The following is a 13,264-nucleotide window of genomic DNA, read 5'->3' on the forward strand; positions in this document are numbered from 1 at the left end:
ACTCATTAGCAAAACAGGTAAAAAAGCGGCCAGGAATCTGGCCGCCTTGTCTAAAGATATGTGCATGTCTTCCATCAGCTGCATTTGCTATAACCACAATTGCTGCACGTCTTGCACCCTTCCATGTTAATCAGAGATGCTGATCCGCAGGAAGGACATAAATCCCTGGACTCGCCAAAGGTGCTTCGTTCTTCGCCACCATTGTCTTCAATTGAATGAGCCTCGTGTACGTCAGCTGTGCTCTGTACGTGACTCTCGAGCGCTTTGGCCACTGCGTCTGCGATGGACTCGACCCGGTTCACTCCGAAGCCGATTGCTCCCGAGCCTCCGATGCCTTTTAAATGTTTGATCAACAGCTCTACTTTGTGCCCATGGTCACCGTATCGCAGGAACAGGGAGCAAACTCTTCCAAGCGCTTCAGCCATGGCGAATACATCTGATCCAGCTTTACCCACGTTCAGGAAGATCTCCGCCGGAATGCCGTCCAGGTCGTTGATCGTAATGTATGCCATGCCAAACGGTGTGTTAATTTTATACGTTGCACCGCGCAGCACCTGTGGACGGCTCTTGTATTGTTTATCCAGCACTTTGGCAGGAGACGAGGCGGTCACGGATGTCTTGCCTTCCGGCTCTATCACCGCAGACCCTGACGAGATGGTGCTGGCCGTCGTTGCTATAATCTCCTCTTTTACCCCTTTTGTTTCGCTGCTTGCTTCACTTTTCGTCTCTTCCTTCTTCGTCGTGGATAGGACCTGTACATCACGGCTGCCATCCCGGTAGATCGTTACACCCTTACAACCCAGGTCGAAGGCAAGCTCATACAACTGTGCCGTATCCTCTACAGTAAAATCAGCCGGACAGTTGGCCGTTTTCGAAATGGAGCTATCGACCCACTGCTGAATCGCCGCCTGTACCCGGATGTGATTTTCTGCTGACAGATCCATTGCTGTCACATAATAATCGGGCAATTCCTCACCAGGGTGTCCATCCAGCCACTCCTGCGCAATGGGGACAAACTGCTCGTCATAACCGAGCCGGCTTTGGCGGAAATATTTAAAAGCAAAATACGGCTCGATCCCTGTTGACGTACCCACCATCGTTCCGGTGCTCCCTGTTGGAGCCTGCGTGATCAGTGTTACGTTACGAATACCTTGTTTGCGGATGGCCTCTCCCACTTCTGGATAGGTCTCGACCATTTTTTTCATAAATCCACTCTGTAAGTACGGTTCCACCTCAAAGGCCGGAAAAGCACCTTTCTCTGCCGCAATATCTGCTGATGCGAGATACGCCTCCCTGGCGATGAAACCATACAGTTTATCCAAAAATTCAAGCGATTCCGGACTGCCGTACCGGATGCGCAGCTTGATCATCAGCTCAGCCAGCCCCATCGTCCCAAGTCCAACCCGACGCTCCCGCTGCTGATTCTTTTGATTTTCTTCAAAATGATAAGGCGTTGCATCGATCACATTGTCCAAAAATCTCGCCGAGATGCGTGTTGTCTCCGCCAGATCCTGCCACGCCACATCATGACTGGCCTCATCGTAAAATTTGGATAAGTTAATGGCTGACAGATTGCACACACCCCATCCCGGCAGGCCCTGTTCCCCGCATGGATTCGTACATATGATCGGATTAAAATACCAACTGTTCGACATCTGGTTGTAGTACTCCATAAATACTACACCAGGTTCCGCTGATTTCCAGGCCGATTCAATAATGGTATGCCATATTTCCCTAGCTTTCACCGTACGGTAATGGATAACCGGGTACCCGGCTTCTTTCCATTGCTGCAAGTCCCCGTTCCACTCGGTATCATAATCCGGGTCACTCGTATCCGGAAAAACAAGCTGCCAGTCCCCGTCCTGTTTGACGGCCTCCATAAATGCGTTGCTCACACACACCGAAAGATTGGCATTGGTGACCTGCCCCATCGTTTGTTTGACTGTAATAAAATCCATGACATCCGGATGCCAATCGTTCATCATCAGCATGAGCGCTCCGCGGCGGCTGCCACCCTGCTCAATCAATCCCGTGGTATAACTGAACAAACCGCCCCAGGATACCGAACCACTGGAAGATCCATTCACACCTTTTACAACTGCACGACGCGGACGGAGTGACGACAGGTTGATGCCTACGCCGCCACCGCGAGCCATAATCTCCGTCATTTCAGTCAACGTTTTCATGATGCCACCTCTGCTGTCCTCTGGAGATGGAATGACGTAACAATTGAAAAGGGTCAATTCATCGCTTGCGCCTGCACCAGCAGCAATTCGGCCCCCAGGCACCAGCTTCCAATCATCCAATACAGCGCGGAACTTGGATTCCCATTTTTGCTGTTTTTCAGGAGTAGACTCCACCGAGGCCATTGCTTTCGCCAGGCGGTCCCACATCTCCTCCGGTGTTCTTTCTATATTCAACGTAAGCTTCTCCACTTCCGTCTGGATCGTATCTCCGCTGCGGGTCTTCACCTTCACCATCTGACCTTGCCGTTCGATGATTTCGCCTACTTCTTTTGTTGGAAACTTGGGATCATCTTTGGTCAGGACGAGTACAATATCTCCTGCCTTGGCATGGTTCGGATCGGCATCCTTCCAGGCGTATCGGTCCAAAAATATTTTTTCACTGAGTCCTTCCAGCTTGTGCGACAATTTGTTCGTAGTCATTATGATTGACAGCCTCCCCATAAATCCCATTTCATTTTCCACTATGCAATAAAATATGCCTTAACACCACATATAGTGATTTATATCCAGTATAGTACACCATATATTGATTTTCCACGTGACTTTTGTCACAGTCAATTTTCCAATTTGATGTGTACTCGGACTAGCTCTCTCTTACGCCATCAGACGCTCTTATTCTAAATTTGTGAATTTTCTTGGGCATAAAAGTCAGATTTCGCACCTTATTTGAAGCCAGGTTATGAACTGCCTCTCATTCGTCCATACTATGACCTACGAATAAAACGTCATCATGTATGGCAGGGGAGGCATCACCATGAACCGGAAACATCCGCTTCACATGAATCAACCTGCAGCTGAACTGCCCGTTCCGCTTGAATTCGATCGCAGCTGGCTGACACAGCTGGAGTCACGACTCGATAAGGGCGGACCTTGGGGAGATTACAGACTCTTTCAGCTTGGCATTCAGGCAGAAGAGACCAATTTGATTCCCAATTTTGATGAAATACAGTGTTTGAAGCATTTGCAGGGGCTCACCCCGCTTCCACACCAGCTGGATACTGCACGCAAGGTATTATTTGAAATGTCAGGCCGTGCCATTCTCGCCGATGAGGTCGGACTGGGAAAAACGATAGAAGCAGGTCTGATTTTAAAAGAATATATGGTCCGTGGTCTCGTATCCAAAGTGCTCATTCTCGTTCCTGCATCCCTAGTACTTCAGTGGGTTCGGGAGCTGAATTCGAAGTTTGGCATTCCGGCAGTTGCACAGAAAAAGGCCTATTCCTGGCAAAATGAAGTGGTCGTGGCTTCCATGGATACAGCGAAGCGAGATCCACATAAGGACATTTTGCTAAACACGGACTATGACATGATTATTATTGATGAAGCCCACAAACTCAAAAATAAAAAAACGACAAACTACCAGTTCATGCTGAAACTGCGAAAAAAATATTGTCTGCTGCTAACCGCAACCCCCGTTCAGAATGACATGAGTGAGCTGTTTAATCTGATTAATCTGCTGAAACCGGGCCAGCTTGGTCGTCAGGGTGACTTTGCAGCCAACTTTGTCGTGGATAAACGCGTTCCGAAAAATCAGGAGCAGCTCAAGGACGAATTGTCCAAAGTCATGATCCGCAATCGCCGCGGCGAAGGTCCGGTACAGTTCACCAAACGGAACGTCTCCAACGTGAATCTGCAGCTATCGCCTGAAGAACAGGCTTTATATGATGGTGTGACATCTTTTGTCAAAGACCAGTATCAGGAAGCCGGAGGAAACTTGAGCAGCATGCTCTCTCTCGTCACGTTACAGCGGGAAGTGTGCAGCAGCCGTGATGCTGTTTTCGTTACACTGGTCAATCTGTCCAAGAAACTCCCGCTGGACTCTCCGCTCCGGGACAAAATTTGGGAACTGGTTGCCCATATTAAGGCCATTAAGGAAAATACAAAAGCCGAGAAAACGATGGAACTGATTCGCAACATGAATGAGAAAGTCATCATTTTCACCGAATACCGGGCTACGCAGGAGTATTTGCTGAATTATTTCCGCAACAACGGACTTACCGCTGTCCCGTATCGGGGCGGTATGAACCGGGGCAAAAAGGACTGGATGATGGACCTGTTCCGCGGCCGTGTCCAAGCGATGATTGCAACCGAGGCTGGCGGAGAGGGCATCAATCTCCAATTCTGCCATCACATGATCAATTTCGACCTGCCCTGGAATCCCATGCGGGTGGAGCAGCGGATTGGCCGGGTACACCGGTTGGGACAGCAAAATGATGTGAATATCTACAATTTGTCGACGACAGGCACCATTGAAGAACATATCCTGAATTTGCTGCATGAAAAGATCAATATGTTTGAAATGGTTATTGGCGGACTGGATGTCATTCTGGAACGGCTTGAGAAAAAAGAATCCATCGAAAAGAGTCTGTATAAAATCATGCTCGAATCCCAAAACGAGGAAGACATTCGTCGCAAAATGGATTCACTTGGGCAATCGCTGAATTCCATTCAGCGTGAAGTCGCCGATGAAGTTCCGTCTGTTTCCCTTCTGGATCTGGGCAAAGGAGGACACTAACCATGACCATGTCATCTCATGAAGTTCAAACCTATGTGACTACCTATCTCGAAGCGATGGATTGTCAGATTATGGAGCGATCTCCTGCACATATAACAGTGAAACTCTCGCCTGAAGCGGATAAGGCTCTAACCAACCGTCCCTATTATTGGGGGTTTGTGGAGCGAACCGGTGCTCCGGCTGAAACGATGTCCTTTACGTTCGTATTTGACCCGGCAGCCCATCAGCAAGCCATCGAGGCAGCAGAAGCCAGAACTGCTCAAGCTTCAACCCCACCTTCTGCCAGCCAAGTTAATTCCGGCGGATTGAACGCGGGTTCTGGTTCTACTTCGGATGCACCCAAAGACACTATTCTTGGCCGTTATTTCGGCATTACTCCAGCTCTTCCGCAGCTCGGTCCCGGCCGGATTTTGCGTGAAGATGTCGTCTATGGCAGTCGCAGACTGCAGCAGATCTTCGATGCGGCCCGTGAAGGCGGAGCATATGTGAATTTGTTCGAGCAGGCCCCGAAACGTCAGCTGCGTGCTGCCGCACCGGCCGTATACGAACCTTGGCTCGGTGTCTGTTTCAAAGTTGAATTTGCTTGCGATTTGAAACGGGAGGAACTTCATTTTCTTGGTATCTCTCTTCGCACAGGTGAAATTATCGAAAAGTTTGGTTCCAAGCTGAACAGGCGAGACCTTAGCCCAAGACTGGCCGAGAACATGCATGTTCAAACAGCCAAAGTATCGCTATCTGATGCCGGAGCAGCCCTGGAAGCACATCTTACTCAACGCTTGCTGGAACTGGATTACGGATGGGCTGAACAGGCCAAAGCAAGACTGGATCTTGAACTTGGTGTAGTGGATGCGTACTATGAAGCCGTTCTGAGAGAGGATACACCTGAGGTCGAGGTAAATGACGATACCTCAGGAGCTGATCACCATACTGCTTCCAAACGGCAGGGACAAACGACAACCAAAGGAATTCAGTCTACTACGGAAGATCAATCCCGTATTGCTCCTGTGAATCGAATATCAGTAGGAGCGGCGAGGAAGAAATCTGGCCCCGATGCAGAACTAGCTGCTGAGCCCATCGTCCCGCTGGATGAAGATACGGATTCCGAACAGGAGAAGACCAGACAGGCTGTAATGGACCGTGAAGCGATGAAACTGCAATACGAGACGCGCCGAACAGAAATGATCTGGCAGTATGAGCCCAAAGTGAAGGTCACTGCCATTAGCAGCGGCATGTTTCATTTAAGATAGACGCAGACACTACTTTTCCAGCAAATGACGGCAAAAGTAGTGTTTATTCATGAGTGGCGCCCCGACAGGTTGCAGCAACCTTTGCATGGCTTGTCCACTAGAATGAACCTAGAAACGATCATGCAGCGAATAATCGGCCCCATTCGTCATGATGTACCCTAGAAAAGAAGGTGTTATTATGAAACGAATCTTTCATAGACGTTGGCACGGTATTCGCCGGGCAGCAGGTATAGGTACCATGTGCCTTTTAGGTTTAACAACCTTGTCTACATCGCTGCAAGCAGAGGAAACCTTGAACTTGCATGAAACGGCCTCTGATCTGTTGTCTTTCCAGTTAACGAATGCAAGGAACGAAGCTTCCCTTCGTTCCGAGACACTCGCTCCTGCTTCTGTCCAGCAGTTTGCACATCAACAGGCCATGTCCTTGGGCTCTTTCGAACCTTCCAGCCAAGGCTGGAAGGAAGCAGAGCTCGACTTTTCACCTCTTGGTCCAGGTACACACAGCTGGCTTGTAAACGCGCATATCGAAGGGAAATTCATTGGATATATGATTATTACAGCCAACCGAAGTGGGCTATTACAGCTAAGTGAATATGGTCAGGGAGAACAAAATCCATATAACCTCTCTCTGCTCCACCAATCTCTTAAACGGCATAATTTGAATCTGGAGGAGTTATCGCGCGAAGTGGAAATACATTTACAATATGCCTCCCCCTTGCTTGCATACTGGAAAGTGGAGCAGTCTGGTGCTGCTGCAATTTATATCGATGCAACCAACGGCGACACATTACCGAATGGCGTTGTGAAGGCACTTGAACATGACCTTCGGGAGGAGCAAACTCGATCTTCCATGCTCCCCGTATCTGTACAGCTCCATTCCAAAATAGCAGAATCATCCACTGCCTCATCATTCTCAGCAAATCCGATCCATTTGCAACCTGTATTTGATCCGGCTGACAATCTGTCATGGATTACTTCCAAAGCGGTACCTGCAACAGGTTTGCAGCCATTGATACAGCAGTGGAAAAAGCATCAACACATCGTATTTTCCGCTGATGATCGTAATGTGCTGTATGGCGGCCCTCTTCCTGTCAGCGGATATCAGGTTTGGCAAAAGAATAATACATCGGAGGAAATGGAATACGTGGCGATCGGGGGACATTCTTCAGTAAGACGATTTGTTCCTCTGGACACCCTAATCGAGGATGGTCATTTTTACACTTTTAAGCCATAGGATATCCATTTGGAGACAACAAAAAACACAAATAAGACGCCTTCCCTTGATTCTGAATCAGGAATGCGTCTTTTTAATTTCAATCTGCTGCTCGGATCAATCGCTTTATCCTTTGCCAGAAGAACTTCGTTTTTGCATTTTTCCACGTGGGTCCAATGCTTTTTCTTTTTTTCCTACCCACAGGGATACAGCAAATGGAAGCATGCCAAACCATTTCATTGCCCAAGGCTCTTTTGCTTTTGTACGCCCCTTGCGCTCTTCTTTTGGTGTATCGATAAAATGAACGACACGCTGCGTAATATACTTCACCAGCTCATCACTTTTGGCCATATTCCCCTGCCTCCTTCGTACATTAGATTTTGCATCATTCGCTTCAATTCGCTCCCGGGTACGATACCTCTATTGTGCGCAGATCAGCCCGTGGATAAACATTTCTTTGCTTCACGAAGTATGAAAAAGCCAATATTGCACAGTCTAATGCCAAAGGTATCCATCCCATTCTTTGTGGATAAGATGCCAATGACAAGAAGGAGCGTGCATACTCATGGTTAAGCTGCTGACGGCATGGATGACATGGCTGATCGGGATCAATCTTATACTTTTGACACCTGCACAAGCCATCTCCGCTGCTATTCCATCAACACAACCCATCCCTAAGTCCGTGAGTCCCTCGCTGCTGCCTGTTACGGATGGAGACGCCTATCGCTCCACACACCATGCATTTGCTGCTCCAGTCATTTTGCTGGATGTTGGACATGGCGGTATTGACGGCGGGACGACAGATCACGGGGTACTGGAAAAAGACATCAATCTGGCCATCAGCCAAAAGGTGTACCTCCTTCTTCGCAGCAAAGGGTATGCTGTCATCATCAACCGGCTTGGTGATTATGCACTGAGTGACGAGAATCGCTGGCTGAACAGCCGATCCCGTCATCGCAAGGACCTGGCCCAGCGCAAGAGCCTTAGTGAAGAAGTAAGCACCGATATCGTTGTCAGTATCCATGCCAACTGGAGTCCCAAGTCGGCTACAAGAGGACCGGTTGTACTCCACCAAAAGGAAGGCCGCAGCTACCTGCTCGCAGAGTCCATCCAGACCGAACTTAACCAGCTGTTTGGTACACAGCGGGGGGTAGTGTGGGGTAAACCTTTCTATCTGCTGAATCAGGTGAAACAGCCGGCAGTTATCGTTGAAACGGGATTTCTGAGCAATGCAAAAGACCGGGCCATGATGAGTGATCCTGCAGAGCAGAAACATATCGCCCAGTCCATTGCAGATGGCATTATTTATTATTTGTCGGCAGTGTAGGGGCAGCATGCCAGTGCCAAACTTCACGAACAAGATCTCCGATGCCGACAAACTCAATTTGATCCTGCAGACGGGTGACAGATTCGTTCACAACGCTGGATGTGTTTAGTCCCGTCTGACCCACATGCCCAATGACGACACATATATTTTTCTCCATGGCTCGCTTCACAGCCAAATCCATCTGCTGACGAATATGCGGCTTCGAATTTCGGTCATCAAGGAAAATATCATTGCCGACCGGAGGCATATTTTTGGAAACAGCGAGTTCACCCACAACCGAACGAAAATTGGTGCGACTGTCCACAAAAAACAGCCCGCGCTCGCGGCATACATCGAGCACAATCGACATGATGCGTTTGTCGGAAGTAATTTTGGAACCCATGTGATTGTTCATGCCAATGGCGTAAGGAACATCATCAATGGCTTTCTCCACGCGTTCGCGGACTTCCTCGTCCGTGAGATTGGATGTGATCGCACCCGGACCCAGCCACTCAGGTTTCCCCGCTTTGGGCTCCATCGGCATGTGCACAATCACATCCATTCCTTTTTCATGCGCAGCCGCAGCGTCTTGCTTCGTGGTTGGCAAAAATGGCATCACGGCAAGCGTAAGTTTGACTGGCATGTTTAATATCTCCGCAGTGCCTTTCATGTCGTTACCCGCATCATCAATAATAATTGCCATGCGTTTATGCTGTGATTTGGATTGAGGTATTACGGTTGATTGTGTTTGCTCCGAGGCAAGTGACCTTGCACTGCAAATCATTGGACCCCCTCCGTAAACGATAAACAACATACACACCAGCATCAAAGTAATTCGAATCGTCCATGGACTGGACGCCCCTGTTCGTTCGGCCTTTTTCATCCATCGTTCCCTCCTTTATTGTGTTACATCATTATTTGAACAATGAAGTAGGAATATGTTAGACAAAAAAAGCCTGTTCCAGTCATAAAGAAGGGGACCTCCCCGAGAGAAGACCCCCTTCACAAAATCACGAATCAATCCATCTTATTTGGTACCCCATAGCTCCATGCGCTGTGCGTATTTCTGGTTAATGATGTCTTCGACCTTCTCATCTCCGGCCTTTTTCATATCCTCAAGCATTTTATCGAAGATGGCATTCGCTTCTGCCTCGGTTGGAGCAATAATGGCTCTGGTAATGCTTTGGTCCATAATATCCTTGACCTTTTGGGCCGTCAGCGCTTCCGGTGTTCCACCGTCAGGATTGAGGTTGTCATATTCTGCGGTATCCCATACCGAATCGCCCAGACTCTTGATCGCCAGTTCATCGACTTCACTTCGTTGGTATTTAACGGCCATATCATACGGCTGTCCATTCGGATCCAGACCATTTTTGATAAACCACAGCCATTTTCGAACCCCGCTTGTCTTCACGGTCTCATCCCAATTATCCTTGAAGCTTTGCAGGAATGCTGGGTCAGGTTGCCGCTTTCCATCCACCATGGTGTATTGTTCGCCTTCCTTGCCCCACAGGAGTAAGTGCTGTCCTTCATCACTGGCCAGGTAGTTGAACAGCTTCATCGTTTCTTCGGGATGTTTGTTGTTTTTGGTAATGGCGATGGCATCCCATCCCAGTGAGCTTCTCGGTCCAAAAGTCGTTTGGCCCGGGTCTACGCCAGGAGCTACAACTTTATAAGCGAATAACTGATTTTTCTCCCCGCCGTCCTTTTTCAGCGCTGCATTTCCGTTTCCTGGATCCCAATACGCGCCTGGGGTGGAGAATACCGCTCCTGTCGTGAGCTTTTGAATCCACGTTTGTGTTTTGCTAATGGCGAATTCCTTCTCGATCAATCCTTCTCTATACAAACGATTCATATATAGTAACATCTCACGATACTTCGGATCCTTGACATCATATTGCAGTCGTCCGTTATTATCGTAATAGGTTTTCAAACCCCACATCCCTTTGAAGGTCCCCAGATTCGCCCCCATGTTCTCTCCGTTCATCGTCATGGGGACCGACTCTTTGCCATCTATCGTGTTGTATTTTTCTTTGAACTGTTTAAGAAGTGCTTCAAACTCGTCCGTCGTCAGCGGCTCAGACCCATCCGCCTTATCCGGAGCAAGTTCTTCCAGCAGGCTTTGCCTCATCAGCATGCCAAACACCGGATCACTATCGAGGCCATACCAATTTGCCAGGTAGTAATTTTTGCCGTCCGTATAACGTGTCTTGGTCAATGTGTCCCCATACATTTCTTTCAGATCTGATCCGTATTTCTCAATTAACTCATCGAGCGGAATGAAGGCCCCGCTTGAGATGTATTTATCCAAAGAGGCATCTCCCCGGCTCATGACCACCACATCAGGGTAATCACCACTCGCCAGCATCAAGCTCAGCTTTTCCGTCGGATTTCCCGTCGGCTGCTGGATGGAAATCTCTATACCGGTCTGTTTGGTGATTTGCTGGGCTACAGCATCGGTAAATGGCTCTCCTTTGGTATTGCCATCAAACCAGGTTAACGTAATAGGGCCTTGTTCAGCTCCCTTTTCGTCTGTGCCCGAACTTTCTTTCCCCTCATTCGAGGAGCAGCCCGCCAGCAAACCCAAGACTAACGCAGCAGTAATACCCATGACCATCCATTTTTTTGTTTTTTTCATTGACACCCTAATTCCTCCCAGTGAATAAGTACTTTACAGACTTATTGAGCAACCAATTAACGCTGTACCACCCCCTCTCAGGAGCGGCCGCCGAATAACTCTCCTCCGGCAACCAGACCAACGAATAGATTAACTCTTTACAGCTCCCAAAGTCATACCCTTGACAAAATATTTCTGCAAAAAAGGATATACCAGAATAATCGGTAACGTTGCTACCATTGTTGCTGCCATTCGGATGGTGTCACTCGAAACAGCATTTCGCTTGGCTGAGTTGGCCAGCATCTGCGTTTGCGATACCATCCCACCGGTCTGAAACTGACTCAAGATTTTGACCAGAACAGCTTGCAAAGTCTTCAGGTCCGAGCTGTAAGTAAAGGCATAGGAGTCAAACCAGGCGTTCCAATGGCCAATGGCCTGAAATAATCCCACTGTCGCAAGTACAGGTGTCGTCAGCGGCATGACAATTCGGAAAAATATCGTAAGATCGTTGGCTCCGTCCACTTTAGCCGATTCCTCAATCTCATGGGGGAGCTGTTCCATAAACGTACGTACAATAATCATGTAAAAAACGTTCATCAGACTGGGCAGAATGAATACGGAAAACGTATCAATCATGTTCAGGGCTTTAAGTACCATGTAATAGGGGATCAATCCGCCGCCGAAATACATCGTGAAAATGAAGTACAAATTCCAGCCTTTGCGACCCACCAAGTTCCGCCTGCTCAGCGGATAGGCCAGCATTGTGATGACCAGGACCGACAGCGGGGCACCGATCAGTGTTCGTTTGACCGTGACCCACAGCCCATTCAGAATCTCACTGTCCTTCAAAATCTGGCTGTAGCTGTCCAAGGTAGGGACGCGAGGCCACAAGTAGACGCCGCCACGGACCGTATCCTCCGCGCTATTTAATGAGAGAACGAGTATATTCCAAAAGGGTAGGAATGTAACTAGTAGCACCATGATAAGAATGAGATAAACAACTAATTTAAAAATCCGATCGCCGAATCTGTTCAATAACATCCTGAGCACTCCTTTCCTTCTTGTTTAAAATAAAGCCTGGTCGTTCACTTTTCTTGAGATACGGTTCACAATGACAACGAGAATAAATGCGACAACGGATTTGAACATTCCAACGGCTGCTCCGTATGAAAACATGCTGTTTTGCAAGCCATATTTGTAGGCATAGATATCGATGACTTCCGAATATTCGAGCACAGTGTTATTTTGCAGCAGATACTGCTGTTCGAAGCCCGCATTCAAAATTCCACCGACCGCAAGAATAGCCAGGATTACAATGGTTGGGCGCAACGCAGGAAGAGTGATGTGCCACATTTGCTTAAATCTGCTCGCTCCATCCACCCTGGCAGCTTCGTAGAGTTCCGGATTGATTGAGGAAATGGCGGCAAGATACATAATTGCACTGAAACCCATCTCTTTCCACATGTTGGACAAGGCAATAATCCACCAGAATAAAGGTCCGTTTTGCATAAAGGCAATCGGATCATCAACAATCCCCAGCAGAACCAGAATATTATTCAGCATTCCATCTGAAGCAAGCAGCGTAATCACAATATTGGCGGCAATAACCCATGAGATAAAATGGGGCAAATACGATACTGTCTGTACAAAACGCTTGAAAAACCCCTGTCTGGCTTCGTTCAGTACAAGCGCGAGTATGATTGGTGCAGGAAACCCGAATAGCAATGTCAGCAAGCTAGTTGCAAGCGTATTGCGCATGACCCGGTAGAAATCTCCCGTGGTGAAGAAATACTCAAACCACCGGAAGCCTACAAACTCGGCATGGAAGAACTGGTGAAAAAAAGACTCCCCACCCGGCTGATAATTCGTAAATGCCATATATAGCCCGAACATGGGACCATAGGAAAATAACAATGTTGCAATGAAGGCAGGTAGCATAAGCACGAATAACCATTTTTGGTCTTTTAGTCTGCTCATCAGATTATTGCTCCTGACCGTTTTGATAGCGCTTACCTTGTGCATCAAATGCCCTCCCTTTTTCTTTATAACAGTCATGATTGGCGTGATCCAGATTCAACTGTTTACCTTTTTATCTTAATTTTGATAGCGCTTACTTACCA

10 protein-coding genes are annotated in these 13,264 nt (G+C 48.1%); 4 read left to right on the forward strand and 6 right to left on the reverse strand.

Annotated features, from left to right (window positions below):
• Positions 1-74: 74 nt before the first annotated feature.
• Positions 75-2,666, reverse strand: a complete 2,592-nt coding sequence (locus tag AB3N00_RS07975) for an adenosylcobalamin-dependent ribonucleoside-diphosphate reductase (RefSeq protein ID WP_413034068.1) — start codon at positions 2,664-2,666, stop codon at positions 75-77.
• Positions 2,667-3,000: 334 nt separating this feature from the next.
• Here AB3N00_RS07975 and AB3N00_RS07980 point away from each other — a divergent pair, with 334 nt between their 5' ends.
• The 3 genes from AB3N00_RS07980 (at position 3,001) to AB3N00_RS07990 (ending at position 7,242) form a co-directional block, all read left to right on the forward strand.
• Positions 3,001-4,761, forward strand: a complete 1,761-nt coding sequence (locus tag AB3N00_RS07980; RefSeq protein WP_175399792.1) for a DEAD/DEAH box helicase — start codon at positions 3,001-3,003, stop codon at positions 4,759-4,761.
• Positions 4,762-4,763: 2 nt separating this feature from the next.
• A complete protein-coding gene (locus AB3N00_RS07985) occupies positions 4,764-6,008 on the forward strand; it encodes a YqhG family protein (RefSeq protein ID WP_413034069.1) in 1,245 nt (414 codons plus the stop codon).
• Positions 6,009-6,186: 178 nt separating this feature from the next.
• Positions 6,187-7,242 carry a hypothetical protein gene (locus AB3N00_RS07990; RefSeq protein WP_413034070.1) on the forward strand — a complete coding sequence of 352 codons (1,056 nt, stop codon included), beginning with the start codon at positions 6,187-6,189 and terminating at the stop codon, positions 7,240-7,242.
• 105 nt (positions 7,243-7,347) lie between these two features.
• Here AB3N00_RS07990 and AB3N00_RS07995 read toward each other — a convergent pair whose 3' ends face one another.
• Positions 7,348-7,572, reverse strand: coding sequence for a YqzE family protein (locus tag AB3N00_RS07995; protein WP_413034071.1), 225 nt, complete (start codon positions 7,570-7,572; stop codon positions 7,348-7,350).
• Positions 7,573-7,780: 208 nt separating this feature from the next.
• On the opposite strand from AB3N00_RS07995, the gene AB3N00_RS08000 reads away from it, so the two are divergent.
• Positions 7,781-8,548, forward strand: coding sequence for an N-acetylmuramoyl-L-alanine amidase family protein (locus AB3N00_RS08000; RefSeq protein WP_413035221.1), 768 nt, complete (start codon positions 7,781-7,783; stop codon positions 8,546-8,548).
• On the opposite strand, the gene AB3N00_RS08005 is transcribed toward AB3N00_RS08000, so the two are convergent.
• The 4 genes from AB3N00_RS08005 to AB3N00_RS08020 form a co-directional block, all read right to left on the reverse strand.
• Positions 8,523-9,410, reverse strand: coding sequence for a divergent polysaccharide deacetylase family protein (locus tag AB3N00_RS08005; RefSeq protein ID WP_413034072.1), 888 nt, complete (start codon positions 9,408-9,410; stop codon positions 8,523-8,525). The genes AB3N00_RS08000 and AB3N00_RS08005 overlap by 26 nt on opposite strands.
• A gap of 144 nt (positions 9,411-9,554) precedes the next feature.
• Complete coding sequence (locus tag AB3N00_RS08010; RefSeq protein ID WP_413034073.1) at positions 9,555-11,165, reverse strand: extracellular solute-binding protein; 1,611 nt, start codon at positions 11,163-11,165, stop codon at positions 9,555-9,557.
• A gap of 129 nt (positions 11,166-11,294) precedes the next feature.
• Positions 11,295-12,185 (reverse strand): carbohydrate ABC transporter permease, encoded by an 891-nt coding sequence (locus AB3N00_RS08015; RefSeq protein ID WP_413034074.1) that lies wholly within the window; start codon positions 12,183-12,185, stop codon positions 11,295-11,297.
• Positions 12,186-12,209: 24 nt separating this feature from the next.
• Positions 12,210-13,121, reverse strand: a complete 912-nt coding sequence (locus AB3N00_RS08020) for an ABC transporter permease (protein WP_246311174.1) — start codon at positions 13,119-13,121, stop codon at positions 12,210-12,212.
• Positions 13,122-13,264 lie beyond the last annotated feature (143 nt).

Origin of the sequence: Paenibacillus xylanilyticus (assembly GCF_047246825.1) — a bacterium.
Lineage (GTDB): Bacteria > Bacillota > Bacilli > Paenibacillales > Paenibacillaceae > Paenibacillus > Paenibacillus xylanilyticus_B.

Bases quoted from the DNA above. Each gene is read 5' to 3' on its own strand.
- AB3N00_RS07995 (WP_413034071.1), bottom strand. From the start codon at position 7,572: ATGGCCAAAAGTGATGAGCTGGTGAAGTATATTACGCAGCGTGTCGTT.
- AB3N00_RS07985 (WP_413034069.1), top strand. From the start codon at position 4,764: ATGACCATGTCATCTCATGAAGTTCAAACCTATGTGACTACCTATCTC.
- AB3N00_RS08020 (WP_246311174.1), bottom strand. From the start codon at position 13,121: ATGAGCAGACTAAAAGACCAAAAATGGTTATTCGTGCTTATGCTACCT.
- AB3N00_RS07980 (WP_175399792.1), top strand. From the start codon at position 3,001: ATGAACCGGAAACATCCGCTTCACATGAATCAACCTGCAGCTGAACTG.
- AB3N00_RS07990 (WP_413034070.1), top strand. From the start codon at position 6,187: ATGAAACGAATCTTTCATAGACGTTGGCACGGTATTCGCCGGGCAGCA.
- AB3N00_RS07975 (WP_413034068.1), bottom strand. From the start codon at position 2,666: ATGACTACGAACAAATTGTCGCACAAGCTGGAAGGACTCAGTGAAAAA.
- AB3N00_RS08010 (WP_413034073.1), bottom strand. From the start codon at position 11,165: ATGAAAAAAACAAAAAAATGGATGGTCATGGGTATTACTGCTGCGTTA.
- AB3N00_RS08015 (WP_413034074.1), bottom strand. From the start codon at position 12,185: ATGTTATTGAACAGATTCGGCGATCGGATTTTTAAATTAGTTGTTTAT.
- AB3N00_RS08005 (WP_413034072.1), bottom strand. From the start codon at position 9,410: ATGAAAAAGGCCGAACGAACAGGGGCGTCCAGTCCATGGACGATTCGA.